23 protein-coding genes and 2 pseudogenes are annotated in these 26719 nt (G+C 56.0%); 9 read left to right on the forward strand and 16 right to left on the reverse strand.

Annotated elements, in window-relative coordinates; all coding sequences use genetic code 11:
• Positions 1 to 684 precede the first annotated feature (684 nt).
• Positions 685 to 3321 carry an autotransporter family protein gene (locus PPN31114_RS19585; protein WP_174988260.1) on the forward strand — a complete coding sequence of 879 codons (2637 nt, stop codon included), beginning with the start codon at positions 685 to 687 and terminating at the stop codon, positions 3319 to 3321.
• A gap of 77 nt (positions 3322 to 3398) precedes the next feature.
• Here PPN31114_RS19585 and PPN31114_RS19590 read toward each other — a convergent pair.
• The 4 genes and pseudogenes from PPN31114_RS19590 to PPN31114_RS19600 all read right to left on the reverse strand — a co-directional run.
• Positions 3399 to 3518 (reverse strand): annotated as a pseudogene (locus tag PPN31114_RS19590) (transposase); the annotation flags it as partial.
• Between the two features lie 80 nt (positions 3519 to 3598).
• Positions 3599 to 3679 (reverse strand): annotated as a pseudogene (locus tag PPN31114_RS26315) (VapC toxin family PIN domain ribonuclease); the annotation flags it as partial.
• Positions 3680 to 4283: 604 nt separating this feature from the next.
• A complete protein-coding gene (locus PPN31114_RS19595) occupies positions 4284 to 5711 on the reverse strand; it encodes a hypothetical protein (protein ID WP_217426970.1) in 1428 nt (475 codons plus the stop codon).
• 1497 nt (positions 5712 to 7208) lie between these two features.
• Positions 7209 to 7967 (reverse strand): class I SAM-dependent methyltransferase, encoded by a 759-nt coding sequence (locus tag PPN31114_RS19600; protein ID WP_150681213.1) that lies wholly within the window; start codon positions 7965 to 7967, stop codon positions 7209 to 7211.
• A gap of 193 nt (positions 7968 to 8160) precedes the next feature.
• Between PPN31114_RS19600 and PPN31114_RS19605 the strand changes: the two genes are divergently transcribed.
• Entirely contained in the window at positions 8161 to 8487 is a 327-nt protein-coding gene (locus PPN31114_RS19605) for a helix-turn-helix domain-containing protein (protein ID WP_150681214.1), read from the forward strand.
• Between the two features lie 1671 nt (positions 8488 to 10158).
• Here the strand turns inward: PPN31114_RS19605 and PPN31114_RS19620 are convergent.
• Entirely contained in the window at positions 10159 to 10551 is a 393-nt protein-coding gene (locus tag PPN31114_RS19620; protein ID WP_246182654.1) for a helix-turn-helix domain-containing protein, read from the reverse strand.
• Positions 10552 to 10589: 38 nt separating this feature from the next.
• Here PPN31114_RS19620 and PPN31114_RS19625 point away from each other — a divergent pair, with 38 nt between their 5' ends.
• The 6 genes from PPN31114_RS19625 (at position 10590) to PPN31114_RS19650 (ending at position 14537) form a co-directional block, all read left to right on the forward strand.
• Positions 10590 to 11282, forward strand: a complete 693-nt coding sequence (locus PPN31114_RS19625; RefSeq protein ID WP_246182655.1) for a hypothetical protein — start codon at positions 10590 to 10592, stop codon at positions 11280 to 11282.
• Positions 11283 to 11526: 244 nt separating this feature from the next.
• Positions 11527 to 11766 carry a hypothetical protein gene (locus tag PPN31114_RS19630; protein WP_150681216.1) on the forward strand — a complete coding sequence of 80 codons (240 nt, stop codon included), beginning with the start codon at positions 11527 to 11529 and terminating at the stop codon, positions 11764 to 11766.
• Between the two features lie 655 nt (positions 11767 to 12421).
• Positions 12422 to 12625 carry a cold-shock protein gene (locus PPN31114_RS19635; protein WP_107338538.1) on the forward strand — a complete coding sequence of 68 codons (204 nt, stop codon included), beginning with the start codon at positions 12422 to 12424 and terminating at the stop codon, positions 12623 to 12625.
• A 193-nt stretch (positions 12626 to 12818) separates the two neighbouring features.
• The gene (locus PPN31114_RS19640) at positions 12819 to 13049 is read left to right on the forward strand and encodes a hypothetical protein (RefSeq protein ID WP_150665769.1); all 231 of its coding nucleotides are present in this window, start codon (positions 12819 to 12821) and stop codon (positions 13047 to 13049) included.
• A gap of 463 nt (positions 13050 to 13512) precedes the next feature.
• A complete protein-coding gene (locus tag PPN31114_RS19645; RefSeq protein WP_150681217.1) occupies positions 13513 to 13725 on the forward strand; it encodes a cold-shock protein in 213 nt (70 codons plus the stop codon).
• 608 nt (positions 13726 to 14333) lie between these two features.
• The gene (locus PPN31114_RS19650) at positions 14334 to 14537 is read left to right on the forward strand and encodes a hypothetical protein (protein WP_150681218.1); all 204 of its coding nucleotides are present in this window, start codon (positions 14334 to 14336) and stop codon (positions 14535 to 14537) included.
• A 110-nt stretch (positions 14538 to 14647) separates the two neighbouring features.
• Here PPN31114_RS19650 and PPN31114_RS26565 read toward each other — a convergent pair whose 3' ends face one another.
• Positions 14648 to 14770 carry a DUF2514 family protein gene (locus PPN31114_RS26565; RefSeq protein ID WP_150681722.1) on the reverse strand — a complete coding sequence of 41 codons (123 nt, stop codon included), beginning with the start codon at positions 14768 to 14770 and terminating at the stop codon, positions 14648 to 14650.
• A gap of 394 nt (positions 14771 to 15164) precedes the next feature.
• Between PPN31114_RS26565 and PPN31114_RS19660 the strand changes: the two genes are divergently transcribed.
• Positions 15165 to 15398, forward strand: a complete 234-nt coding sequence (locus PPN31114_RS19660) for a hypothetical protein (protein WP_150681219.1) — start codon at positions 15165 to 15167, stop codon at positions 15396 to 15398.
• A 160-nt stretch (positions 15399 to 15558) separates the two neighbouring features.
• Here the strand turns inward: PPN31114_RS19660 and PPN31114_RS19665 are convergent, their stop codons facing one another.
• The 10 genes from PPN31114_RS19665 to PPN31114_RS19710 all read right to left on the reverse strand — a co-directional run bounded on the left by PPN31114_RS19665 (position 15559) and on the right by PPN31114_RS19710 (position 26678).
• Positions 15559 to 16629 (reverse strand): phage/plasmid replication protein, II/X family, encoded by a 1071-nt coding sequence (locus PPN31114_RS19665; RefSeq protein ID WP_174988265.1) that lies wholly within the window; start codon positions 16627 to 16629, stop codon positions 15559 to 15561.
• Positions 16630 to 16893: 264 nt separating this feature from the next.
• Positions 16894 to 18672 (reverse strand): DUF927 domain-containing protein, encoded by a 1779-nt coding sequence (locus PPN31114_RS19670; RefSeq protein ID WP_150681221.1) that lies wholly within the window; start codon positions 18670 to 18672, stop codon positions 16894 to 16896.
• Complete coding sequence (locus PPN31114_RS19675; protein WP_150681222.1) at positions 18669 to 18956, reverse strand: helix-turn-helix transcriptional regulator; 288 nt, start codon at positions 18954 to 18956, stop codon at positions 18669 to 18671. Before PPN31114_RS19675 ends, PPN31114_RS19670 begins: the two co-directional genes overlap by 4 nt.
• Positions 18957 to 19332: 376 nt before the next feature.
• Positions 19333 to 20490 (reverse strand): tyrosine-type recombinase/integrase, encoded by a 1158-nt coding sequence (locus PPN31114_RS19680; RefSeq protein WP_150681223.1) that lies wholly within the window; start codon positions 20488 to 20490, stop codon positions 19333 to 19335.
• 357 nt (positions 20491 to 20847) lie between these two features.
• The gene (locus tag PPN31114_RS19685) at positions 20848 to 21204 is read right to left on the reverse strand and encodes a hypothetical protein (protein WP_150681224.1); all 357 of its coding nucleotides are present in this window, start codon (positions 21202 to 21204) and stop codon (positions 20848 to 20850) included.
• A 5-nt stretch (positions 21205 to 21209) separates the two neighbouring features.
• A complete protein-coding gene (locus PPN31114_RS19690) occupies positions 21210 to 21830 on the reverse strand; it encodes a hypothetical protein (RefSeq protein WP_150681225.1) in 621 nt (206 codons plus the stop codon).
• Positions 21831 to 22000: 170 nt separating this feature from the next.
• Positions 22001 to 23359, reverse strand: coding sequence for an MFS transporter (locus PPN31114_RS19695; protein WP_306439740.1), 1359 nt, complete (start codon positions 23357 to 23359; stop codon positions 22001 to 22003).
• A gap of 90 nt (positions 23360 to 23449) precedes the next feature.
• Entirely contained in the window at positions 23450 to 24127 is a 678-nt protein-coding gene (locus PPN31114_RS19700) for an aspartate/glutamate racemase family protein (RefSeq protein WP_150681226.1), read from the reverse strand.
• A gap of 42 nt (positions 24128 to 24169) precedes the next feature.
• On the reverse strand, positions 24170 to 25633 hold the full coding sequence (locus PPN31114_RS19705; protein ID WP_150681227.1) for an MFS transporter: 1464 nt from the start codon (positions 25631 to 25633) through the stop codon (positions 24170 to 24172).
• A 190-nt stretch (positions 25634 to 25823) separates the two neighbouring features.
• Positions 25824 to 26678, reverse strand: a complete 855-nt coding sequence (locus PPN31114_RS19710; RefSeq protein ID WP_246182656.1) for a MurR/RpiR family transcriptional regulator — start codon at positions 26676 to 26678, stop codon at positions 25824 to 25826.
• Between the last annotated feature and the right edge of the window lie 41 nt (positions 26679 to 26719).

Here is a 26719-nt window from a genome sequence, read left to right on the forward strand (position 1 = left end):
AGTTCCGTTGCTTGACTTTCAGTTTTGTCAGGACTGACCGCCTTGACCCACTTGTGGAGGCTATGCGCCGAGACACCAAGGTGGCCAGTTACCTCGGCCACAGATTGATCTCGCTAGACGATCTGACGACCCGCTTCTTCCTTGAATTCGGGGGGCAGTTCTGCACTCATAGACTTCCTCCTATGCTTAAATTATAGGCGCAGAAGTGCTTACGATCCCGGAAGAAGTCCAGATCAACAGAATATGGCCTCCGACATGACGTCGTTAAATCCATTGTCCATAGATTTCGGATAATAAAAATTACTGCGCTAACTTAATAATAAAATTCCCCTTGCGCTGGCTTATGTTTAATGTAAAAAAATAGAATACCTTTCGCTTTATCAAAAGGGGCGTTCTATGCCATTCTATGACGCAACGTATTCGAAACCGGCTGTCAGCCTTCGGATCCAGAGGCGGCATCCAGAACTTACGGGATTCACGATTTTGGCAGTGGCCTGCGCGGCCACGCTAAGCGCCCCAAGCGTTGTCGTCCAAGCACAGACTCTCCCTCCCGCAACAGCAATATTTCTATCGAACGGTGCAAGCGCCACCTACACGAACGGCACGCAGAACGCCTCCACTGCCGTTCGTGTCAGTTCCTCGGCGGGCCGGACGACATCCCTGACATTTGCGCCTGTGAGCGACATGTCGGTAACCAGCCCCACCAACACCGCGATTCAAGTGTCGGCATCGGGGGCCAACTCCTTCGCGACCTTTACCATTAATTCTTCAAACGGGTACGGTGTAGCGATTCAAGGCGTTGGGAACTACTCGTTCGGCGTCGTCGTTAGTGCCACCAACGGCGGATTGGCAACTGCAAATCTCGGTACAGGCACGACGGTAGTCACAGGTGGCGGAACTTCGGGGGCTGGCTTATGGGCAACCTCGGGAGGAACCATAACCGGGGATCGGTTAATCATTACGACGAACGGCGACTATGCGCAAGGTGCCGGTGCCGTAGGCGGCGGCACCATTAAGCTAACCAATAGCAGCATCAGGACTTATGGGACCCAAGCGTACGGGTTACTAAACCGTGCAAGCCATGGCGCCTACGAGGGAAATGCCGCCCTGGAGTACGACACAGGTACAGTCCTGACGAGTGGGGCGTATTCGCATGGCATCGATGCTGAAGGTAACGGCGCGACCGTCGTGGTCAATTCGATCATAGGGACTACTGGTACCAGTGCTTATGGCATTCGGCTTGTTGACTCGGATTTTGGAACAGCCTCAACCGGCAGCCCGAACTTGACGATTCGCGGGTCCGGCGGTACCGCTTCATCGGTCACAACAAGCGGTGACTCCGCACACGCAGTTGTATTGATGAATCTCTTTGGCGGCGATACCGCTTCACTTACCGCCTCGGGAACAACGTTTCTCGCTCAGGGTAGCAACGCATACGGAATTCATATGACTGGGGTTCCAGGATCGACCGAGCAAGCCTCCTTCGATGCTTCTACGATTCAGAGTGCCCAGTCCGATGCCATACATGTCACAGGGCCCGCAGCGTCGGTTGTATTGACCAATGGCTCCAAAGTGATAGCGCCCCGGGGGTTTTCTGCCCTTAACGTAAATGCAGACGGCACCTCAGCCGGAGCTGCCACGCTCCTATCGGAGGGGTCAATGCTAACCGGCAGCATCCTCACCGACGCTCAGAGCACCGCAAACGTGGCACTGCGCAATGGCTCGACATGGAATGTCGTCGGGGATTCAAACATGACGACGCTCGAAAACACAGAAAGTCTCGTGAACGTCGTATCCAAAGCGAATCAGGGCAGCGCTCCTACCACCCCCTCCTCATATACGCCCGTCGTCGTTTCGGGAAACTATGCGGGCAACAATGGTGCCCTTGCGATTAATACATATCTGAACTTAGGAGGCCCGCTTTCGCGCCAGTTCACTGACCGACTGCTGATTGGCGGGAATGCCACTGGCACAACTCTGGTCGATGTCAATCCGGTTTTCGGCAGTCCGGGGCCGACATCGGCTTATCAAGCTCACTTGCTTCGGGGGACGTTGCGGGCTCCCGCCTTTCATCTCTTTACCGCTACAGATGGCATCTCCATCATACAAGTCGCCGGTACGTCGACGCAGGATGCTTTTGCACTGAAGAACGGCTACGTAACGGCGGATAATTTGCCATTCCAGTACCACTTATATGCTTACGGCCCCGGGTCCGAGTACGGCGCCGCAGACGCATCGCAATCATTGGTCGGAGGCGGAACCGCCTTTTGGGACTATCGGCTTCAAACTGCGTTTGTTACACCCGAGGGACCGGTGATTCCCGAGGACCCAGGACAGCCTGAGCCTATTCCAGAGAATGCCAGACCTGAAGTGGCGCCGCAGGTCGCGTCGTATCTCACTGTACCTGCAGCGCTGCTGTATGCAGGCTTAGTCGACATCGACACGCTACACCGGCGCTTAGGGGAAGTGCGAGACGACAGAACTCTGGGGCGCGACTCGGGCGCTGGAGAGGCGTTCGTGCGCGTGTACGGAGGTCACTTTAACTACAACAGCAACCGCTCCTTCTTGCAATATGGCTACAACGCAACCGGCGATTACAGTGCCGTCCAGTTTGGTGGCAATTTATTCAAACGGCGCGACGACGAGGGACTATGGCGATTCGGCCTTGCCGGGTCCATTGGCTGGCTTCATTTCGAACCAGAAGCTGTAGATGGCTACAGCGCGACAGCCGGGAATACGTACAGACTCTCGGCTTATGCGACGTATCAGAGCGCGCAAGGGTGGTACGTTGACAATGTGCTCTCATTCGGATGGTTTGATGGACGAGTGAGTACATCGGCATACAGCACAGCGATGGACCTGCGTGGGCGCGACGTCGCAGCTTCGATCGAGGCCGGATATCCCTTTTACGTGGGGGCAGGTCTGAATGTCGAACCCCAGGTACAGTTGGTCGGACAACATGCATCATTCAATAACCGAGTGGATGCCGACGGATTACCTGTCAACATTGGTGGCCAAAATCAACTGCTCGGCCGTGTTGGCGTCCGTCTTACACGGCCCTTTGAAGTGGGGACAGGCCGCGTCACGCCATACGTGGCTATCGATTACCTTCATGCATTCACAGGGGGTACTCAGATCACTGTCGCTGGTGTGGGGTTCACCGGCGGAAAACTGGGCGATTCGCTACGGCTGTCTTTCGGTGCCAATGCGACGATGTCAGAGCGCATGACTCTCTACGGTCGCGTGTCTTGGGCTCAAGACGTAGGAGGTTCGGGAATGCGTGGATGGTTGCTTAATGCGGGGGCTCGTTACTTGTTCTAGCTGGCTTCGCGCTTGGAAGTACCTCCCCACGACAGGTGCCGTGCTGAATATCTAAACTACGACGTCGATCAGAGCACACTGAATAGGATCGCCTCGCTGATTCCCAGCTTACGGCACACCTCTTCGACCTTCGTACCCAGCTCCGCTTGCTTCAAAGATAACGCGATCTGTGCTTCCGTGAACTTGCTCGTCTTCATGGCATGTCTTCCGTTTCAAACTGTCAAAATCATGCCGGATTTTCTATTTTTCAGTGGTACTGTTTTCTGGGGTAGGGGCACTGAGGGGTAACACCCCGGCGTTCAAGCTGGAGCTGATCAACCCATCGACGCAAGACCGACTCGGCAACGCCGACAGCCCGTGGGTTACTAACCATGCGCTAAAGGCTACACCCGCGGGCAGCCACGCCGTGGCTCCGAGCAACCCCGTCGTACCAATTGACCGAGCCAGATAGGCAGTCATTAGCCAGACTGCGAAAATGCCTATTCCCCATCCGACTGTGGATGTGAGGCCCAAGGCCGGTCCCGTTGACTTCGGCATTTTGCGTCCTCAAGAAGCGGTGCATAGGTACTGTAATCCTCTCGAGCCATGGCGCCCGGGGCGTTTCGCGAAGCCAGCCTGCGAGACACATCATGTCGGAGACGACGACCGACTCCCGACGCTTCTTTCGCGGCGGCAACCGCCGCGAAAGAAGCGTCGGCATTCAGAGCAGGCGAGGCGAACCGCATCGCAGGGAGGCGGCTAAACAGACGAGGGACCAGAGCTCCACAGTCAGTTATGGCAAACTGAGGTGACTCCCATCGCGCGGGGCGTAGAAGATGCTCGCCCATCTCTGAGCAATGCGAACGATCGATTGAAATCCACAGCCAGGAGTCGTCAATCTCGCGAGGTCACGCATGCGCCAGAATACCGCATGGCAGTGACCGCCTATCCGGGAGTGCTGAATACTTCACGCTTCCTTGCCTCTAGCTGGCAAAGATGCGCTTCACCCCAAATGCGCCGCCGATTAACAGATCGCCGTCCGCCATGACTGTTGTGATACCGCCAAACGCATTCCAGATTCGGCTCTGATCAGGGAAGATCCAGCGCTCGCGGAGTTCGCCGGTCTGCCAGTCCAGACCTACGTACTGGTAATCGCCGTTCTCCTTGTGCGCACAATAGAGCAAACCCGTTGCCGCAGACACGACCGGCACCATGATGTCTGAATTGTCCACGTCCCGGTTGATCCACGCCGTGTCGAACTGGTGTGTCTGTGGATTCCAGTTGAACTTCTGCACGCCCTTGGGCGCTGGGCGTGTTACGCCAGCGGTGAACGCGTTGGGAGCCCCCGGTGTTTTGACCGGCTGGGGGTAGGAACCGTTGATGAAAGTCACGCCATAGCCGAGCGCATTCGGCGAAGGTTCGATAGTCAGTTGAGATATCTCGATTCGAGTCTGATCGGCAATGCGACGGGATTTCGTGCCGGGCTTCTGCTTAAAATCTGCCGGGATAGCGTCTCGCCAGAAGGCGACGGCGTTCGTACCGCTTTCCGCCGCGTCGGCGATCACGACAAGCTTGTCCGGATCGTCACCGAACCCAACGAGCGTTGGCGTGGTACCCGATCCTCTTGATATTGCCCCCGCAGCCAGAGCTTTTTCGTCAGGCGTCCACTCATAACCGGATTCCCAGGCGCCATCTTTCTCGTCAGTCGATAGCGAAGTGCCGTTCCAAATGACCTTGAGCATCCGGCGAGATGTCACCACATAGATCCCATTCTTCTCATCGATCGCGATGCTGTTGTCGACGGCCTCATTCGCGAAAGTAATGAAAGACTTGACGTTCAGGTCTCGATCGAGAACCACTAGGGCGCCCGGCGCAGCCGCAACGATAAAACCGTCGTAGGTCATGTTCAGACCGATGATGCGCGAAACCGCTTTCGCCGCAGCAGCAGGCATGGCTTTCGCGACATCAGCAGATTTGACAACGCGAACCGGACCGGAAACGACATTGTCATCCGTCGTTTTCAGAACCTTTGTTCCACCGTAGACGCAGTAATGATAGCCATCTCGGTCGAACATGTTATAGACGCCGTTGATCCCATCGGCAGTGGTCACGCCGAGGGCCTCGAATCCGCCAACGGCCGCAAGCATTGCCGCGTCGTCCCTGGACGCTCGGGCCTGATTGAAGCGATCCAGTAACGCAGCTACTGCCCCATCACTGGCCTTGCCCGCTTTCTCCTCATACCCTGGGTAAGGCAGGAAGGACACCGACTCGAAGCGCTTGCCGGTGGCGATGATCTTCCTCACACCCAGCGTCCCGCTCGCAAACAGCACGGTATCCGGGCCGACGTTCTTGATGGTCGGATTCGATACCATCAAGTTAGGGACGACCTTCAGATCCGTGTTCAACGTCAAGGATCTTCCTTTGACGGGACCGGCAATAAGGACTGAGTCCGTCGCCCCTCCATTGAAATGCGAAGTCGGGTAAACGCTATTGGTCAACCACGGGTTTTGCGCGGGCATATTCGGTTGCGCACGTCCCGCAACAGAGTTCTGCGAGGCGCATCCGGAGCCGATGGCTGGTATGAGAAGGACACTTGCCCCCGAGAGAATAAAATCGCGACGACTTGTCATTAAGTCCTCCAGAATTGGAATTTCATCCCGCGTCAATCGACACAGTGCATCTTGCTAAACGTTACCAATCCGCCTCACGACAGAATATATAAGAAACAACATTTGTCAGCCGTATTTCGTGCTGGCTCGATGCGCTCTATTTTTGTCATGGTTGAAATTTTCGCGAAGTCACCAATCCGAGAAATCTCGGTTCGCTGCTCGGCAGCGAGATTTTGCGCTCTGGCTTTTCTGGCGGGACTTGCTTGCTGACTTATGTCATTTCCGATGCGTGCCTCGCTGAATATCTAAACTAAGACGACGATCAGGGCGCACTGAGTAGTATCTTTCCCCAGACTCATCAATCATTGGGCATCCCGTTGCGAGTGTTGAGAAAAATCTGATTGCGTCCTGCAGTGCGTCTTCGCGCGAAAAGTAGCCCGCGCTACCCTCAATAATGGCTCCGGGGCCCCGCGAGTACATTGCCTGGATTGTCCAAACAAAGTAACCGTTGCTGTGCAAGAAGGGAATCGTCAATAGGAAGTGGGTGGGTAGATGCTGAAGCATGTTCACTCCTCTTGGCACCTGTCCTGCGTGACGAAAAAAAGCCCACTAGCCAGACTGTGGGCCAGAAACGTTCCACCGAGGGGCCGAAGGCGGAACGGAGGCGTCGCCTGCTAAAGATTTTCTACTCTATACAACGATGTGCAGTGAAAATCTCCAAACAATCGTTCGATATTCCGTCTAGCGATCGGCCACACGAGTGCGGTTGACCATGATTTGGGACGCCCGTGCGTGTCGCTTGAGCCCGAAGGGCGACCCAAGGGGTATCTCCCTGCATCTGCGCCGCCAAAGAAAAAGCCGCTGGCCCGGACCATCAAACAGATTTATAAACCGCAGGGGCGGATGAGTGCTTGTAGTGCGAACGCGTCAAAAATCAGACTTGCGCCCGAACTTCTTTCGCGGTTGATGCCTGGGGCGCCGACCGTGTGGGTATTCGTCCCAAACGCCTGCGAGATGTCGCGAGCGCTATGCAGAAGCCTTATGAGGCTGTCGCGCTCGGCAAATACCTGGTGATCCGACGGGCAATAGACGTCCATTAACGGCCCGTGCCCACCTTCGGATATCGCATGTTCCGCTTCGCATTGGATGTGCGATCACGCACCAAAGTGACTGACGGGAATTCGACCATCCGGCGAGTGGGGGGCGCTTTGAATATCTCGACCACTAAATCAACTGATATCAAATGTTGGGATGTCAGACTGTTGAGAGAGGTGAAAAGACCCTCGCTTTTGATCCCGCCTATTTGGTCAGGGATGCGATAAGGAATTTGTTAGTAAGCACACGTCCAATGACGTTCAGCTTCAATTGAGCCATTTTTTCGCTCGCATATGCATGACTCACCGGATTTCGAACTGCTCGCCGGTAAGCGCGATAGCTGATCCCAAGAAGCGCAGGATAGAGCGGCAACATCAACCACTGTGACGACGTGCTCTTTTCAGTTCGATGAACCTCCATCGAACTGAAGCCAGCCAGCATGGACAGCGTCCGAAGTTGCTGCGCCCCCATCAGAAACAAGTGACCGTAATACCGCTTGTCGCCAGATTCGCCCCAGACGCTCTCCATCGCGCTCGGTGGCGTACCGCGCAGAATCTCGCTTTCAAAGAAGAGATACGCCAACTTTGACGCCAATGAGCTGCGATTCGGCGTAGTCAGGAATAGCTCTCCGCCCGGCTTGAGGATTCGACAAATCTCTTGTAACGCCGACAAGTGGTTCGGAAGGTGCTCGATCACCTCCTGCAAAATCACCACATCGACGGAATCGCTTTCGATCGGTAGTCCCTCCATGATGTCGGCGTATTGCGCGCCGCCTTCCAACTTGCATCTTTCCGGCAGGATGTCGTAAGGCCGCACGTCTGCGCCGAGGTTCCGTAGCACATACGTTGTCCGTCCGTCCCCGCATGCGAGATCGACAACGGTCTTGCCGCTCCAGTCACTTCGCCCCCTCAGAATCCGGTCGACGTTCTTCCCGATTCCAGCCCCGATTTCTTTCTCGAACATAGCGGTTTTCTTCTCGACGTTGCTCAACGAACCCTCGGCGTCGGCTACCAACCAGCAATCGCATGCGACGAACGAAAGACCGGGGAAGGACTCAAGGGGAAAACTAAAGAAATCGCATTGTAGAGTAAACTCGACAATGTTTGTCGTGTGTACTACGTCGTTAATCAGTCGTCATACGGGCATCCTGCCCGGCATGGCAAAGAAGAAACTCCCGGCACCTGCCGTCCCATCGACCATCTCCGAGGCGATCGGCCGACGCATCAAGGAGTGCCGTCATGAAGTGGAAAAGTCGCAGGAAACACTAGCTTTTGAGGCGCAGGTGGACCGCACCTACATATCCGCAATCGAGCGAGGGATTGCGAATCCCACCATCGAAACAATTGCGAATATCTGCTTCGCGCTCGGCTACACGTTGTCGGAACTGTTCGCAACGCTTGATGACGTGTCACTCGAACCGACCGGCGAGCGCCGGACAAACGCCGCCACTCCGCCGGAAATCAAACGCACCCGGCTGAGATAGGGGTTTACCCTTGGTTAATCATGCGCGGCGTCGCGGCCCTAGTCACGCTAGGGCCGCTGTATCAGACGGGGGTGTCCAACCCCTGTCCTGCACGAAACAGAGCCCATCCAAACGCGTTTTATGGCCCGGAGAAGCCATTGCGCCGTGGTGTTTGGCCCGTGCACGGACACAAACCCCACCCAATTGTTGCAAGAAAGCAACAATTGGCACTATCGCCGGTATTGTTGACTCGGCGTCGCGACCGAAAATGCAGCGAAAACTGTGCTAGGATTTCCGAAAATTACGAATAATTCATGCGAATTTTTCTGATTTTTTGAGGATTTATTTCTCGAATCGGTGTTTTTTGTCTGATCAACCCGAAAGTGATCCTCCTGGTTCGAAGCTTCCTCGGTGACGTCAATCGCCTGCAGCAATGCCGCTCATCTCTGCGTTTTTCCTCGCACTTGAGCAGTCGACCGAACGCCAACTTCAGGTGTCTTCGGGCTAACGCCGAACGGCGCGCCTAAGTCTCCATCGACTGATTCCCCTAAGCCTTAAATTTCCTTTTTCCGCATCGGCGGTGGCCTGTTTTCGCCTATTTATTTAGTACACCTATATATGAAAAGCGATCAACCTAAAGAACATAAATTTCCACTCGGCGACATTCTCGCCACAGCCGGGGCCGTCGAAGTACTTAATCGCACAAACACGAACGCCGTTGAACTGCTGAGACGCCATGTTTCAGGTGACTGGGGCGTCGTGTGTGCAGCCGACGCACTGTTTAACGAGCAAGCAATTACTGGGAAGGGGAGGATTCTTTCTGCGTACGAGATTGGGCCTCAGAGGGAGCGGGTATGGATCATTACTGAGGCTGACCGAAGCGCTACGACCATCTTGAAGTCGGCGGAATGCTGATGGAGCTCACAGTGCAAAAACTTCATCCAGCACTGAGATCGGGAAGACGTCTGTTTATCGACGGATCGGACTCACCCACGTTCAGTTTTCAGGGCAGCTTCGATTCTTCGTGCGCGTTGCATGCAACTGCCATGGCGCTTGCGCTGCAACGTCGGATGCTGAACCCGCTGCGGCCGACGTCTCGATACAACCCGGACGAGCGCAAGTTCATCCGCCAAGTTCTTCCGTACTGGCATTCAGGAATCTCTATGGCAGACCTGCATACCTTGATTTGGGAGCTGAACCTTGGGCTTAGACCGCTCCTCTTCGAAGGTACTCACTCCGATGTGATTCGATTCTGCGAGCAGGAAGTTCGACAAGGGTGGCCGGTAGTGATGGCTTTTCGAGAGAGCCATCGAGTTGGCCAACACGCCGTCCTGATTGTCGGGGTTGAAGGTCGACAGATTGGACGAGTGTTCGATGGGCACACTCTCTTGGCAATTGACTCGTCGGAAGGTGAGCCAAGTCTAGCGGCTTACAACGCTCGCCTGACGTGGGCCAACGGCAATCGAACCTGCGACGGACATTCCGTCTACGAAACCACGTTTGATCGAAAACGAGTGGTCGTAACAGAAGCTATATCGCTTCGCTCGGTGAGTAAGAGGCGGCGACGCTCAGACAGGCCGCCGAAGTCGTAGCGAATGGGCTCAATGCGCTCGGAAATTTCGAGCTCTCCTGGGCGTGCTCACGGCGAGTCGGGAAAGCTAGGCGAGCACTTGAAGAACCAGGCGGACGTGCTCACACCCCCTTCTTGCCTGACTTCGTGCCGACACGCTGTGAGCGCCTTCCTTGTGTCGTATCCAGAAGGGCAAGGGCGTCATCGACCAACCGCTCGACGATTTCCTGCTGTGCTGGTGTCAGCGATGAAAGCTTTTCGTGAACTCTCGACGCGCGGTCGTGTGAACTGATTCCGGCCGTGTTGAACAAGTCAGCAAGTCGGCACTGAAGATTATCTGCAATACCGGCGAGGCGCTCCAAGCTTGGGATCAGTGTCCCTCGTTCTATCCGCGAAAGCGACGACTGTTCAACCTGGATCAGCTCGGACAACCGTTCCTGAGTCATGTCGAGTGCCTTTCGGCGCGCTGCAATGGCTGCCCCAATTGACCGTGCGAGCTGATCTACGTTGCCCAAGCCTGAAACCCTCCTTGTTTGACGGGAAAGTGTCAGCCGTGAGCGCACTACTGGAGAAGGGCGTCATAACGAATAATATTCGTCATGTAGAATATTTTGGAAAAGTAAGTAAACCTTCAATTGCGATGGGGATTTTCATCATGAAACTTGCACGTATTTTTGCTGTTGCTGCTGCATTTGCTTCACCAGTTGCTCACGCTCAGCTCAATCAGATTCTCGGGGTGATCCAGTCGGCGCAAAGTGCCGCAACTCAAGCAGCACAGGTATTACCGCAGCAGTCTGGGCAGAATGCTACGCAGAGCCAGGACGCAACATATCGAGCCCAGACGGATCAAAGAGCGGCGGCCGGAAAACAGCGGGCACAGCAAATGGTCGCGGAGCAGGATGCGGCAGACATTGCGAAGTACAAGGCTTCGCAGCAACGCGGCCAGCAGGAAGCAAAAACGCAACGGGACGAAGCGACGAAAGTGGCCGCAGCGTGCCCTGCATTAGTGGACGAGAGATACAACATCGCCGAGCGTTTCATTCGCTGCCGAAATCAAGGGCTAACCATGCCACAGCAAATGACTTTCGTTGGTGGGATGCCTGTCCTTGCGCAAGCTTACATGGCGTCCATGCTGCAGGACGTCTATGAGGACGACGTAACGAGTCCAGCAAAAGGTGCTGCCATCACCGACTACTACGATGGTTGCTATCGTCGCGGCACGCCATGTGTGCGCCGGAAGTGGTGACTATTCGAGATGCTGTCCGCCCAAGTTCATGCGGGCGGACAGCAAACTGTAACAACTAACTGACCAACGGCTGCTAACGGCCAGAAGCGGTCTCTCGACGATTGCGTGTGGAATCGAGACAATGACAGTTCGCTTTCAGTCTGAATCTTAATCTGTCAACACAGCGATCTTCTTGTTGAATCGGAATTCCCCGAAAATGGCGAGGCTATCCGGCTAGTGAAAAATCAACGGTTTAGGAAAACTCATGAAGCCCGCTATCCGACTCGAATATCTACATCATCAGTGTCAACGCCTCATCTACGAGGACGAGTTCGGGATTGTCGAGGGCGTGGTCGAATATGGTGTGGACGGGGGGCTGTTGCTTTGGGAAGGCGATTTTCATTGTTCTGCTGAACGCCGCGCACGCCTAATAGCTGAGGCTGAGGAATACATGGCGGCCAAAGGAGGGCGATGTACGGTCCTCCGGGGCAAGTCGCGCATCTGAGGCAACTTCCGCTCAGGGTCGGAAGGAGTCATTTGGCGTACGGCGGGGCTGCTGCTCCCGAACTAGCGTACCTGCATGGGGTGCAGGTGGTCGGAGGTTCAAATCCTCTCGCCCGGACCAGAACAGAACCCTCACAGTCATTGGCTGTGCGGGTTTTTTCGTTGGAGTCAATCTATTGATTCGTATGGCGTAATATTAGGCGATTGCTTAATATCTTTGCTGACGACGATTCTCACGCGGGCCTTTAGTGCGGGCTACACATTGGTTCTGTGAGCATCGGGCCGCGACAAGTACGACCGCGTTCGCCGAGCGAACCCGAATCCCACCCACTCACATCAATCGTCTCGCTTGGTGATGGTCACCGGTCGCTTTTCGCTCCTTAGTTTGCGCAAGCGCGTCGTTAATGAGTGATGCCCCGGCAGATAAATAAAGCCAATCATGCTCTATCGCAATTTGACCGAAGGCGTCTCTGCCGCTCGAAATACCTTGACGGTGCCAGACTGCCAAGGTAGTGTGTACAGAGAAACATTCAAGAAGCTCGATTGCTGATCATCATTTTTCTGCGTTTTCCGCGCGGTAGTCGCTATCCTCTCTCCCTCCTTGAAGTTTTTCTCGCTCCGCAACGGAGCTAATTTGATTATTTCAAGGATTCATCATGGAAACTGGTACCGTTAAGTGGTTCAACGATAGCAAGGGCTTCGGCTTCATTACACCGGATGCTGGCGGCGACGACCTGTTCGCCCACTTCTCCGAAGTGCGAGGCGAAGGCTTCAAGTCGCTCGCAGAGAATCAAAAGGTTAGCTACGAGACCAAGCGCGGCCCCAAGGGCCTGCAGGCATCGAATATCACCCCGCAGTAACGTAGTTCAGGGGCCGGCTCACCGGCCCTTTGCTTGTATAGCATCCGCGCGGAGCCTTTGCGCTCCCGACTTGATCGCACCATTTCGAGGTGTGCGTCATTTGTCTTTCCGACACGATCTGTCTCGCTCCCATTTTCGAAGTTTTCGACTTGTATGGCCCGAATGCCATGCAAGCGTCACTCGCATTCCATCTATGAAAAATAATAACCATAACCACCATTACAACGGGTATCTGGTTTCCCCCTCCGCGTACCAGCTTCCGGACGGCTGGTTTGCGGCCAACCTCCTGCTCGAGCGGGGCGATGCCGCCCACGCGGCGCCCGCCGCCTACACATTCCATGCGCTGGACTATTTCGACACCGAACTGCAAGCCCTGGGGCACGCCAGTGCATGGGCACGCGACTGGATCGACAATCGCGGTTAATCGTCGTAGCATCCGGCCACATCGCAAGATGCGCGATCGTCGTCCGTCTGCGCTTCGTCATCAGAATTGCGGTGACCCGTCGACATAAAATCGCGTCAATCCCGCGCCCCATTGAGTGAATTCTGCGCCCATGTCGTCTCCACGCATTTGACACGCCTACCCGAAAGCGGATGCCGCGCCAAGTAAAGGGATGTGAGCTGGTCAAGACACGGTGAAACTTGAGAAGCTAGCGCAATGCGAAGGCAGAACAGGCTGGGAAACGCTTACACAATATGCATTGAGTCCTCGATGCAATGGGCGTATAAGCAATATATCGAACATCAAGTCTGACGTTAATCGATCAAGCGTCGATCTCATCGATCATTGCGAGACACTTCCGATCTCTGAATTTCTTGGTTGTCCGCCACTTGCGCCCAGTTTCGCGTTCCGCGATGACTATTCGCAGGGAAAACCTGGGGTTCACATGAGCACCGGAATTGTAAAGTGGTTCAACGGCAGCAAGGGCTTTGGTTTTATCACGCCGGATGATGGCGGGGACGACTTGTTCGCCCACTTCTCAGAAATTCAACCTCAAGGGCGCACGGAGTTTCGCACCCTGCAAGAGAACCAACACGTTTCCTTCGACCTCACGCGCGGCCCGAAAGGTTTGCAGGCATCCAACATCAAGCCCGCGTAGCGTCTTCCCTGAATCGCTCGTTAGCATCGCCGTGCCAATACGGCGATGCGGCATTGCTCGCCATGTCGGAGGAAATATGTCACACACGTCGCCCTCATACAGAGGATTCAGCTTGGAAACTCTGGTGTTCTTAGACCCGGATACAACCCAAGCGAGCCGTAAACACGAAAGGTTGCTGGCTGTATCCGTGCGCATCACCCCGAGTGCGGACGTCGGTTCAGTTCCGTCGCCAGAATCGCGAGTGTTTCGACTTGAGACAGTCCTGTTCGATTCAATCGGCAATGCACGGCGCGCTGGCGATGAGTTCGGCCGCACACTGATAGACGGCTTTATTAACAAGGCTTCGTTGGAGGCATAACCCCATGGGCGCTTCTCCTAACTGGTTCTTGTATTCCGGCTACGTGCCAGCTGACGCGGCACGCCTGCTTTCTTTCGGATCGATCGCACGCGCGATTTGTCTGAGCAATCGGACGGAAGCGTCTGCGCATGCGCAGCACGGCCCCGTCGTTAAGTGGCTACGTTGGCGGGCCGCTGAACGCAAATTGCCCAACTGAGCGGCTTTATCGAAGCGCGGCGCACAGGGTCATAAAACTTTTACAGGAGCGAACATGCTCGCCCTTTCAGCACAAGCCATAACTGCGGCGCTTCAACGCATTGCGGAAAAAAACCCGAAGCAACCTTCAGACGCGGTTATCAATGCGTTGCTCGCACGCGAATTGATACATCGAGTCGGCAAGCATTTCGAGCCGACCCAATTCGGTCGCTCATATTTCCGCCAGGCCTATACCATCCGTCCAGGATGGTATACCTAGTCGGACACCGTTCGCAGCCGTACGAACTGGTTTCGCAAAAGTCTATCTGAACTAGTGGCGAAAGTCGTCGAGGTGGGCGGAAAATGATGCTGTCGAACCTCTAGCTCACATTAATCGCGTATCGTCAATGCGTCATAGGTGCGCTCGCAGGTAAGTCCTTCGATGTGAGCTGCATCAGCGTATCGAGCAAGTTCTTCCGCAGCCTGGTCAGTCCGACTGAGCGACCGGTGGATGCCTTACCAAGGGCGCTTTCAGGCTTCACGTAGCCACGGCTTTCACAAGCGCCGTAATATCTTCGCGTGATTGCGTGTCGTTTTGGACAAAGCCAGCACCTCGGCCCAATACGTTTTCGAAAACTATTCCGACATCGTTGAAATGTTGTAAACAGTATCTTCGATGGATATCTAGCCAGAACCACGTAACGTCCGCTTCGGGTCGCAAGCAGACTTTCGAGCATATTTGGCCGTTTCATGGTGTCGCACCGGCTTTTGTTAACACCACAGGCAATTTGGTCGAAATTCATATGCCACCCCGGGTATTTGTCTTTCGGCCGCTACGATGCACACTCTCAATCAAAGCTCGCTGAATCGTTCTACCATGTTAGGGGCCTTGACGCAGGAGCATGCCATGCCGACCATCAATTTCGTATATCGCGGATGCGTCGTAGACATCGATGTCGGAGAGCGAGCGACCTTGTGGGACATCACTATTGAAGTGACACCCTACGAGGGCGTCGAGCTGATCGAGCCTATCGCAGCGAAGAAGCTGAAGCTACCCAAGACGGAGGAACTAGACGTCATTACCAGCGAACTGATCAACGAAGTCCAACGGGCAATTGATCATCGCTTGGTGGGGTGTTAAGACCAACAGAGCGTGCCAGGGTCGACATTCGTAGATATGGAGGGGGCAGCCCATGTGAAATGCGTGCGCTTGGAGGAGCAGGATTAGTGTCGTCGAGCATTTCATTGGAGCGCTGAGGTGGTGCGAGCGACAACTGCACTACACACCACCTCATGCAATCTCACACAATGCGGCGGGCACGAGCGCGGAACGCACACGCCGGGTAACGGCCTGTCCATTTGGGGAAATCCGAGCGCATGTTGGCCTGGGAGAAAATCTCCGCCAGAGGCAAAGGTTCGATCATCGGATGGTCGAGCAAGATGTCGATGCCCGTCGCTTTGCGGATTGCGCTGCGGTGACGATCAAACGTCGACGCCGGGCAGATCGCCCGCAGATCAGCCTCACGAGCCCACAGTTCCAGTATGTAGTGCAGATGCTTACCAACACCGTCGATCTTGTTGCGCAGCTGACGCAGAGGCACGTACGACTCAAGGCGAAGATGGGCCGTTTCCTCCCAGAACACTTCACGCACCTTCTCCACCGTCCACGCGGAACCGCGATTCAGCTTGTGTTGCGCCAAGTACTTCTTGTCCAGCTTGAGCTCGACGCGAACACTATTCAACGCGGCGGCGTTGAGACCTGCCAAGATTTTCTCCACATCATCGTCGCCGACGACCGCGCGCAGATATTTGAGCGAACGCGTGCGCTGGTCGGTCAGTTTCTGCGCTTTGTCGTAGAGCAAGAACGCAGCGTTACGACGAGGCACTTCGAAACGAATGCCAACACCCTGAGACGACACCGCCGGGCGGAATTCCCACGGCAAAGTCAAACGAATATGCTCGAGAATTTGCTTCAGCGTAACGCCTTCAGGTAAGCCAAACCGGTACGTAATATCGAATGCTCCCAGTGTGAATTTGCCAGCGCGCCAGGCTACACGTTGTCGCTCCGTGTACTCGAGCTGTAGCGCGTTGAGCACCGCGCAAATCAATGTCGAGCACAACACGCGAACGTTGTCCGAACCGAACACGTTGTGGCCTTGCAGCGGGGTGAGCGGTGACGAGCAGATGTTGATCGCTGCACCGTTTTCGAGCGACGTTACCGTTATGGGTACGCCGTTCGGATGCAGCGATACCGTGGTGCTAAAGCGTTTCGATTCAGGCGTTTTCGGACGTGTTTTTTCTGCGACTTTGACGCGTTCGTTACCGAACGGTTTGTGTCGAAACGGGAATGTGATGTTGACCAGATCAATCACATGAATCCTTTATGCAAGTTGAGTGAAAGGGAACTGCACGTGCCCTTTACAACTTTCAGGATTCGATGTCGTAGATGAGGAGAACTGCGAGGATTTACGTGATTTCTTGCGGGGAGCCTAGTACTAGAACGTATATGAGGGGATATAGATTAGTATTTGCTGCGCGGAGGGAGCCGAGGGGCAGAATCAGCGATGATGCGTCTTTTTGGGGCGGCCCTTCAGGCGAAGCCTACGTAGTTTTGTAGACTTCGCCGCGCACATCCATTATTGGTCCATGACTGCGCTTTTACGAATCACATACATAGAGACGCGACCGGCTCCACGCAGTAAGCGAAGTTGCTGCGTCGGACGATTGTCGGAGCCCGGGGCTAACCACCCCTTATCTATCAGCGCATCGTGAAGCGCCGCACGCCCGTGCTTCTTCTCCAGCTCTTCGAACGCCCACTTGAAAATCGCGTAAGACTTACTGCCATCACGTTGAGGATAGGTAAAGCCGATCGCGGTCTTCTGATTCGGGTCGGTATAGCTCGACCAATCGGGGAAGTCATGTCGATGCTTTTGAACGAAGCTTCGGACATCATCGAGGATGGCTTCCCGCGGCGAGCGCAAATGTTGCTGGTAGTTCAAATGCCACGTATTCAGGAGCTGGCAAAGTGCGCTACGAATTTCGGCTTCGTCGACAGGAAAAACTCCTGCCTGATGGGCGACACTGCCCGCACGGTACAACAGCGAGAAATTTCCAACGACACGAGCACAGATACCGTCGCTCATGTCGATGTTCGTCCCCTCAACTAAGCTTGCTTTTACCTTCCGGTCATTCGCGATGTGCACCGCTTTGATCTTGCTCAGGTGACGGCAGAGGTAGCTAACGAAATCGCCCCAGGCGACACCATGAGTTTCATATGCCGAGTCATTCAGGGACTTCGCGAACGAGGCGCCGTTCGGTCGACCGTGCAAGTTCGCGAATGCGCCGTGCTCGTAGTCTGCAGCGAGCGTAATAAATCGCGCGAACTGACCAAGCTTCGTCGGATGACGTGCCTGCCCAATTCGTTCGACAATGCTCTCCTCGCCGGAGGTAATTACGACCGATGTCATGAAATTCCCCGCAGCAAGGGTCCCATCGCTATGGGCTCGCAGCTTACCGGTGCCGTTCATCAGCCGGTACGCCGCATCGGACAGCACACGAGGTGCAGCCTGCCCAATCTCATCAAGTACCAGCGGTAAGTGCGCGTGTGTTGCAGCGAGAGCCTCGACACCGCTTTCGGTGCCCGCCCAGGTTGCCATGCTGACCGGTGCATCGAAAAGCGCTTTTACCAAGCGCAGCGCAGTGGTTTTGCCCGTGCTAGAACGACCGACTATGGATACGCCGAACGGGGCGTGATTCAGCGGGTGCAACAGAGCGGAGGCGAAGCCCGCGCACAATGAGGCAAGAAGCAACGGATTGCCCTTGCACATGTGGACAATCGACTCCCATTGTTTGCGTGAGCCTTTCTTTGCCCGCCGCGGAAATTGCGCCAGGTGCGTGACTGCAAGCGAGGCCCCAGAGGAGCGGAATGCTTCGTCGCCGTACACATACGCTTCGTCGCCACCAATTCGCTGCCAGCCCTCGTGAATCGTGCGGAAGCAGACCGCGCGCTCCGGCTGGGCTGCCAGATATTTCGCAACTGCGGCCGCGCTCTCCTGGTCGACTTTGACGCCAAGCGTGATCAGGTGATCAATCAGCTTGCCGGGCTTGTTAGCCAGCTCATATGGCACCTCGATGCGCTTGCGTGCGCCATGAAGCGCAGGAACATCAAGCTCATACGCGGGGCGGCCGCCATCGGCATCGACGACAGTGCGCACCAACTTCATGCCGGAGGGGAGCATTTCGCCGCGGCCATCGCGAACGTTAGCTTCGCCAGCTTGAGAGCGTGACGAGACGCGTGAAGATTTGCCCACCGCTTGCCGCGATGTGCTTTTCGGCTTAGTTTTGGGGCGCGGTTTTCGAAAGTAGCTGTGCGGCTCTTCACCGCCGATGCGTTTCGGTTTGTGCGAGAGGGTCATGCGGCGCTCTCCAGAGAATCCAGGAACGCCTTGACCGAGGACATACGCCAGCCGCGAATGCGCGACGACAAGTGCAGCGGGGCCGGGAACGTCCCTTCCTTAATCATCTTGTAAAGGGTCGTTCTGCCAATGCGGACAATCGTCAGCACCTCGGGCAGCAGGAGGATAGGGTCAATGACGGGCGGGCAGCTATCAGAGGAGGCGCCGCCGGCCCCAGGAGCGTGACAAAGCGTGGGCGTGGGCAACTGCGGCGGCCGCACACCACGGGAAGTGGAGTAGCTCATAGACAATCCATAACGGTCGAGTCAACGTCCACGCCGACCTTTGTCGGAGTGGGACCAGTTGACATCGGCGTCGAATGTCATGAGCAAACAGGCTCGTGTGCCTAAGCGGTCTGTCGCGGAAGCTAGTCCACCTATGGCTGCGGTGGGACTTCCAGAACGCAAAGGGTAAAACTGCGCGCAGCACCCGGAGGTGGTCACGTTGGCCTAGTGCCAGTCGGCGGCGACCATACGGATTCGAGGGGTGCATACTCCCCTCTAGCCTGCCCCGAGGGGCACACTCGGACGAACGAGCGTCCTATGTTCGGTTTGTCTTCAGACCTACCTGTGTGGCCCGACAATTATATCGAATCTGCGAATGACGTGCCGAACGCTCGGGTCAGGCTTGGTTGCAAAATGCAGCCCAGTCAATCATCAACGCCGACCGCTTGGCGAATAGATCGCCGCGTGCATATGCTGCTTCTGCTTTGTCCTTGATGCCATGTGCAAGCGCAGCCTCGCATACCTCGCGAGGATAGTGCGTCGTTTCACCTGCCCAATCGCGGAACGTAGAGCGAAAACCGTGAACAGTGATCTGTTCATACTCCATGCGCTTAAGCAGTTGCAGCATCGCCATATTAGATAGCGGCTTTTGACCGCGCGCACCGGGAAAGACGTACGGACCACGCTGAACGTCGCGCAGCCTCTTGATAATCGCGATGGCATCATCAGACAAGGGAACTCGGTGCTCCCGCTTCATCTTCATTCGATCTGCAGGAATCGTCCACACGCTTCCATCGATATCGAACTCCTGCCAGGTCGCCCCGATCACTTCATTCGTGCGCGTCGCTGTCAGAATCAGAAGTTCAAGAGCCATTGCGGCAACCCCATCTTCCGCCCGTAGTTTGTTCACAAAGACAGCAACATCCGCATAAGGTAACGCCGGGTGATGCTGAGTTTTTTGAACGCGTGCACGGTTTGGCAACAACGCATCCAGATGCCCCTTGAGCCGCGCCGGATTCTCCCCGGTCCGGTAGCCTCTCACGGTAGCCCAATCCAGCACAGATTCGATGCGCCCGCGCAATCGTGACGCGGTTTCCGATTTTTCCACCCAGATCGGCTCAAGCACCCGCATAACGAGGGACGTGTCTACTGCGGACACGGGCAGTGCACCGAAAATCGGGGACGCATATGTGGCGAGCGTGTTGGTCCACTGGTCTACGTGCTTCGCGTTTTTCCAGCTCGCTTTGTGTGCCTCGATGTATTTATCGGCGCAATGTTGGAACGTGACGCCGCTAGCAGAAGCGTTTGCCAACCGAGATGCATTGCGGCTATCAATAGGGTCAACACCGTCCAGTAGCAGTCGGCGGCAATCGAGTGCTCGTGAACGCGCCTCGGCCAGGCCAATGGTATGTATCGGCCCGAGTCCCATCCCTCTTGCTCTCCCAGACAGCATGTACCTAAACAGCCAGGACTTTACGCCTGCCTTAGTTATTTGAAGGTACAGCCCGCCACCATCCGCGTACAGCCCCGGCTTGGTTGTCTTGGTTACCTTCATCGTACTCAATCGATTGATCGCTCGCGGCATTTTCGACTATCAATTTGACTATCAATTAATCTCCGGATTATAGCGCGATCCATCGAACAACGACGAACTGATACGGACCAAAATCCCAATATATTCAATTAGATATCAGACCAGCACGATGAGCAACGAATGTGGTTGAATTATATTTCGGCGGACACCGCCTCCGCCAGAATTCCCAGAGTCCGCAACTCCCTTTGCATTCAGGCAGATTTCGACGCTGCCTGATAGAAATGACTACCAATGTGAGCGCTCACAAATTCAGGATCGCACGAAATATTCCGTGCGATCTGCCGCACCATATCCACCCTGAGAAAAAGGCTTGCAGACTTACAGCTTCAGTTTTTTAGCTCTGCAATCGCCGCTCGCCGTTTTGCTGGTGTCGTCTACGCCGTAACTCCAGGATGAGAATTTGAATTCGCCCGTCTCTCGGTTGATGGTGATACTTGTGTGCTCACCATTCCTTTCCGTATTGAAAATGTCGCGACCTTCGTACTTCGAGCCACTTGATTTCAACCCATCGACCGGAATATCCAGCGTCGAACCAACGCTAATTTCGGCTACGGGTCTAGTTTTTGCGCTGCCACTTGCCACCTTAACGACACACGAGAGCACCGATTGCTGAGCGTGGGCTACCGGCGCAAACAAGGTGGCGGCAACAGCCATTGGGAAAAGCAGTTTCTTCATTCTTCTTACTCGTCAAGACGTTGTTGGTTAGTCGGTTTGGTTTCGTTGAGCGCGTCGGATGGCAACGCAGCAGACGCAGGCGGCACACTTTCGACAACAGCGCCTGGCGCAGCACGAGCCTTCATCTCCGCAAGGAAGCTTTGCGCCGCAGCGTTTCGCGGCGCGTCTGCCTCGATTGTCTTGAGGACCTGAGGCATCCATTTTGGCCTCGCGTCTTCACTCAGACTCGCATAGTCGACCGCATCCATCCGGTGTCCCTCACGGATCACGTACGATTTATTGAATGGATAAAAATACTTACTATCCACACTAAAAATGTTTCGCTCATCCTTACCGGGACATTTCTCTTGCGTCAGGATTAATGCGTACCCAACTGGCTTATCGGGTTCTGGCGGGAATACCACGCCAGTCACCCGCTGTACTTCTTCCCAGTCGCGGGCGTACTGCACCATCACGCCATCGTAGTGGCATTTGTCCACCCAAAACGGCCCCTGTTGCTTCATCGCGATGGCGTAGACCCGCACATCCTCCTGGACCTTAACATCTGATTCTGCAAGACCAACAACATTTAGCGTTTGACTAGCGATAGTTCCGGTCAAAAATAAGACATTTAAGATATCGAGCATGTTTATAAGTATTTGATTAACTCGCCGTCTTTCAGCAACATCAATCTGTCATCTGAAACTACGGAGATGCAACACCACACCCCAATGGCGTTATCGGCACATCCTAAATTTTCTTTAGCATCACTTATCATGTGGGGAGAACCACCCCGTCAGTTGAAGCACAGCGCCAATCAAGCCAACGCCCCCACCCCAGCCGGCGTCTCTTTCCGACGCATCCGCCACCAGATCAGCACCGCGACAAACGCTTCGAGCGCCGCCACGATCCACAGACCCGCGTTGAAGTTACCCGTCGCGTCCTTGACGATACCCAGCAAGTACGGCGAGCCGAAACCTGCCAGATTCGCCACCGAGTTGATAAACGCCACCCCCATCGCGGCGGCACCACCCGCAAGGTAGGCATTCGGCAGTTGCCAGAACACTGGAATCGCGCCCATCGTTCCCGACACGGCCACCACAAGGCACAGGAATGCCGCGACGCCGTTGCTCCCAGCAAACACCCCTACCCCTGCCAGTCCACAAGCGCCAATAAACACCGGAATCGCGCAATGCATCCGTGCCTCGCGACGTTTATCCGCGCTGTATCCAATCGCAATTTGGAAGATCGCCCCGAACACGTACATCACGCCAACCAGCAATCCGATATGCAACGGATTGGTCGGCCCCAACGCGCGAACGATGGTCGGTGCGAAGAACGAGAGCGTCGCGTTCGCCGCCACGATGCCGAAGTAGATCCCCGTGAGCAGCCACAGCTTCGGGCTACGCACCGCCAGCATGAAGCTGTGTTCGCGCTTACCGGCACTCGCACGATCGATATCCAAATCCGCTTGCAGCAACCGCTTCTCGTGCTCCGACAACCAGCTAGCCTGCTCCGGCTTATCCACCAAAAACCAAACCGCCAACACGCCAGCAAGCACCGTCGGCACGCCTTCAAGCAGGAACAACCATTGCCATCCTGCCCATCCATTCACGCCGTGCATCCCGTTGAGAATCGCTCCGGCCAGCGGCGCCCCCACGACGGACGACACCGCCGATGCAGAAATAAACCAAGCAAACGCTTTCGCACGTCGATGCGCCGGAAACCAGAACGTCAGATAGAGCAACACGCCCGGCTGAAAACCCGCTTCAAATGCTCCGAGCAAAAACCGCATCACATAAAAATAAGCAGGCGAATGCGTGAACATCATCAGCACGCAGATCGTTCCCCAGCCCAATGTGATGCGCGCCAGCGTGCGTCGCGCACCGATGCGCAGCAACAGCCAGTTGCTCGGAATCTCCAGAAAGAAGTATCCGAGGAAGAAGATGCCCGCGCCGATGCCGTACACCGTTTCGCTAAAGCCCAGATCCTGCTGCATTTGCAGCTTCGCGAAACCGACGTTCACGCGGTCGATCCACGCCAGCATCCACAGCACGAAGATGAACGGGATGATCCGCCACATGATCTTCTTGTAGATGGGGTCGAGCATTTGCTGGCTCGGATTCGCGAACGCATTGTTCGCATCGCGTGTCGGCGACATGGGTTGTTGGTTCATGGCATCTCCTGCCGGATTCGGCATTCGGTGTTGCGCGCCATCAAGGGCGCACATGTTGAGTTGTTATGTCGCGTTACGGAGCAAGCAGATTCAAGCCGCCTCATCCAAACGCATCGCCTGAAGCAACGCACGGCACGCGGCAGGCACCGGCCCGATCACGGGGATCGAGAAGCGTTCGCACAACGCCTGCGCTGCCTCCCCTAACGGCCCACCGCCTATGACCACGGCTTGCGCACCGTCTTGCGCAATGCAAGCCTGCACCGCACTGGCAAGACTGTTCTCCAATTGCACCGGCACATCCCCAAGCGCCAACGGGTCACCCGTCGTAAAGCGCGATCCAGTAAAGCTCGCACCTAACCCAAGCTTGCGAACATTCGCCGCAATCGAATCGGCCAACAACGGCGTAGTAGTAGCGATACCGAAACGTCGCCCGCCCTCCCCCGCCTCACGCACCGAGGCCGAGCCGATCCCCACGACCGGCACCTCCAAACGCGCCCGCAAAGCCTCTATGCCGGGGTCACCAAACGCGCCGACGATCACCCCATCCGCTTGCGACGCCAGCGCCAGAATCTGCGGGTCATTCATCGCCTCCGCCGCCACAGCAAGATTCTGTTCATTGACGATCATCGGCGCACCGCGCGCCACTGTCGCGCCGATCACCGTCGGCGGCGACGCCATCACGCTGGCGAAATACGATCGAGCGATGTCGACCATCATTTGCGTCGTCGCCGTCGACGTATTCGGATTGATAAGCAGGATTTGAGTCATGAAAATCTCGGCGAGTCAGAACAATTGGGAACATCAAAAGCATCAGGCGGCGGGCGACGCACCGGCAGCCGTACGCGCAGCAGCAGGCGTATTCGCATCGCTCGCCCCCTCCCCCGGCGCATCGGGACCATCGATCGGCTTACCAAACGTCTCCGGCGCAAACGTCAGCGCGATGGCGAACACGGCGTACATCGCCGCCATCATTCCGAACATCCCGCCGATACCGTATTGATCGAACACGCGTCCGGCGATCAGCGGCATAGCAGCACCTGCCAACGTGCCCAGCGCGAGGATGAACGCCGTACCAAACGCACGCACTCGCGTCGGGTACAACTCAGGCGCATAAATCCAAATGGACGTATTCAGCAGCAGCACACAAAACTGAAACGCTGCCCCGAACGCAAGAATCAGCGGCTGCGATTTCGACAGAAAGCCGAAGCACAACCCAATCACGCACGCCGCAATCGCACCGATCGTCAGCACACGTTTGCGCGGAAAGCGGAAACCGAAATAAGACGCCGTGATCGCCCCGAGCAAGCTGCCCGACTGCATCACGATGGTGAACACGAAGCTCTTGGAGAGCGTATAGCCCTGCGCCATGAGAATCGTCGGCATCAGCGTGAGCACCGAAATCTGCGCGCCGTACGTCATGCAAACGGCGATGCCGACAGCCACCGTGCGGCGAGCCAGCGGCCCGACAAAGACTTCACGCAACCGCACTTTCTCCGCGTGATGCGCCCCCTCTGGCGCTTCGCTCAGATAGCGCTTCTCCCCGCCAGCACGCTTGCCGAGCTTGCCCGAGGCAAGAATATTGAGCACACGATTCGCTTCCTCCACCCGGCCTTTGGAGAACAGAAACCGCGGCGTCTCAGGAATAAAGCGGCGATACAGCAGCACGAAGAACGCGGGCAGCACCAGACACCCGAACAGCCAGCGCCAGCTATCCGGCCCGGGGAAGAACGCAAACACCGCCAGACCGAACGCCGGCGCGAGCATATTCCCCAGCCCGCCCCCAGCGACGTTGATCGCCCCCACCGCCACACCACGGAAGCGCGAGGAGCAGAACTCCGCGAGCATCGTGACGGCGATCGATATCTCACCGCCCAAACCGAAGCCGACGATGAAGCGTCCTGCGGCAAGCATGGTGTAGTTGGTCGCCAGTGCGCAGATCAGTGCGCCCAGCGTGAAGAGCATCAGGTTGATGCTCAGCATGGTGCGGCGTCCGTAGCGGTCGGCGATGTATCCCGACCCCAACCGCCCAATCGCGGCAGCACCGAACGTCAGCGTATTGAGAAAGCCGATCTGCGCGCCGGAAAGGCCCCAGTACTCACGCAGCAGTGGCCCGACGAGGCCAACGGCGTTTTGCTCGAAAACGTCGAACAACACCCCGAACAGAATCAGCGCGAGGATTTTCTTGTGTGACGGCGTCACGCCAATGTCGTCGAGCGCTTTCTCAAGCTGCTGCAACCTCGGTTCCGACGAAGATACGACCACTTCTGCGCCCATCGTAAAACTCCCTGCGCCTCAATTAGCGCCTTGCGACCGATTGCCTCGCCCTCTGATGAATCCGATTCGGTTAATATTTTTTCAGATTATTTGTTTTTGAAAATTATTTTTCATATTCGGGTTTCACCGGACGTGCGAAGTCCTTGGCGAGAGACGCCAATCGCGAAAAACCAATCAGGAAAAGTAGGACTTAGATCTCGTCCAGCGCGTCGTGAAACGCCTCGACCAATCCAAGCTGACGACGCCCCGGATTGCCTGCCAGCGTCATGACTTGCATCACGATCAGGTGACACAGACCAATCACGGCTGTGTGGTTGTCGAGCACGCCCGGCCCTTGCACGTCGCATTGCAGCGACCACTTTGCGGGCGTCTTTGCCGAAGCCTTTGCCAAAACGTTACGCTCGGTGATGTAGACGAGATTCGGGCAAGCCTTGGCCAGTTGCGCCACGATGGCGGGCATCGGACGAATACGTCGGCGCAGCGCAAACACGATCACAACATCGTCAGCACTAATGCCCGCGAGATGCTCGCCCAGCGTCTCCCCTGCGCCCGGAATCACTTGCGCGCTAGGCACGATTTGTAGCAATTGCCAGCGGAAGTACATCGCGAGCGGATGGCTCGACCGAAAGCCCACCACCCACACCTTGCGCGCCGCGAGAATCGCCTCAGCAATCTGCGAGATTTCGTTGGAAGAGAGCCGCCGATAGGTCGCATCGATATTCGCGAGACTCTGTTGGCGGTGCGCGCCGACGAAATCGTCCGCGACCGCTTCCGTCACTGGCGTCGTCGCAGCCATCGCCAACGGCGAACCCGCACGTTGCTCTGAACGGACATGCTTACGCGCATCGTCGAACGACGCGTAGCCCAGACGCCGCACGAAACGCGTGACCGTGGCATTCGACACCTGCGCCAGCGTCGCGAGCTCCGACGCCGTGTACCCCGCCAAATCGCCCGGCAGATCCAAGGCGAATTCCGCCAGACGACGCTCCGATGGCGAGAGTTGATCCAACTGTTCTCGAATCCTGCCGACGAAAGACTTCTTCACGTGCGATGCCATAAACGTATGCGTGGTTGGGGCGGGCTATT

It is taken from the genome of Pandoraea pneumonica, from assembly GCF_902459645.1.
GTDB lineage: Bacteria > Pseudomonadota > Gammaproteobacteria > Burkholderiales > Burkholderiaceae > Pandoraea > Pandoraea pneumonica.

What these genes read in the sequence shown, in the direction of transcription:
- PPN31114_RS19585 (WP_174988260.1), top strand. Translation starts at nt 685, where the DNA reads ATGTCGGTAACCAGCCCCACCAACACCGCGATTCAAGTGTCGGCATCG.
- PPN31114_RS19600 (WP_150681213.1), bottom strand. Translation starts at nt 7,967, where the DNA reads ATGTTCGAGAAAGAAATCGGGGCTGGAATCGGGAAGAACGTCGACCGG.
- PPN31114_RS19605 (WP_150681214.1), top strand. Translation starts at nt 8,161, where the DNA reads ATGGCAAAGAAGAAACTCCCGGCACCTGCCGTCCCATCGACCATCTCC.
- PPN31114_RS19630 (WP_150681216.1), top strand. Translation starts at nt 11,527, where the DNA reads ATGAAGCCCGCTATCCGACTCGAATATCTACATCATCAGTGTCAACGC.
- PPN31114_RS19635 (WP_107338538.1), top strand. Translation starts at nt 12,422, where the DNA reads ATGGAAACTGGTACCGTTAAGTGGTTCAACGATAGCAAGGGCTTCGGC.
- PPN31114_RS19640 (WP_150665769.1), top strand. Translation starts at nt 12,819, where the DNA reads ATGAAAAATAATAACCATAACCACCATTACAACGGGTATCTGGTTTCC.
- PPN31114_RS19645 (WP_150681217.1), top strand. Translation starts at nt 13,513, where the DNA reads ATGAGCACCGGAATTGTAAAGTGGTTCAACGGCAGCAAGGGCTTTGGT.
- PPN31114_RS19650 (WP_150681218.1), top strand. Translation starts at nt 14,334, where the DNA reads ATGCTCGCCCTTTCAGCACAAGCCATAACTGCGGCGCTTCAACGCATT.
- PPN31114_RS19660 (WP_150681219.1), top strand. Translation starts at nt 15,165, where the DNA reads ATGCCGACCATCAATTTCGTATATCGCGGATGCGTCGTAGACATCGAT.
- PPN31114_RS19670 (WP_150681221.1), bottom strand. Translation starts at nt 18,672, where the DNA reads ATGACCCTCTCGCACAAACCGAAACGCATCGGCGGTGAAGAGCCGCAC.
- PPN31114_RS19675 (WP_150681222.1), bottom strand. Translation starts at nt 18,956, where the DNA reads ATGAGCTACTCCACTTCCCGTGGTGTGCGGCCGCCGCAGTTGCCCACG.
- PPN31114_RS19680 (WP_150681223.1), bottom strand. Translation starts at nt 20,490, where the DNA reads ATGAAGGTAACCAAGACAACCAAGCCGGGGCTGTACGCGGATGGTGGC.
- PPN31114_RS19685 (WP_150681224.1), bottom strand. Translation starts at nt 21,204, where the DNA reads ATGAAGAAACTGCTTTTCCCAATGGCTGTTGCCGCCACCTTGTTTGCG.
- PPN31114_RS19690 (WP_150681225.1), bottom strand. Translation starts at nt 21,830, where the DNA reads ATGCTCGATATCTTAAATGTCTTATTTTTGACCGGAACTATCGCTAGT.
- PPN31114_RS19695 (WP_306439740.1), bottom strand. Translation starts at nt 23,359, where the DNA reads ATGAACCAACAACCCATGTCGCCGACACGCGATGCGAACAATGCGTTC.
- PPN31114_RS19700 (WP_150681226.1), bottom strand. Translation starts at nt 24,127, where the DNA reads ATGACTCAAATCCTGCTTATCAATCCGAATACGTCGACGGCGACGACG.
- PPN31114_RS19705 (WP_150681227.1), bottom strand. Translation starts at nt 25,633, where the DNA reads ATGGGCGCAGAAGTGGTCGTATCTTCGTCGGAACCGAGGTTGCAGCAG.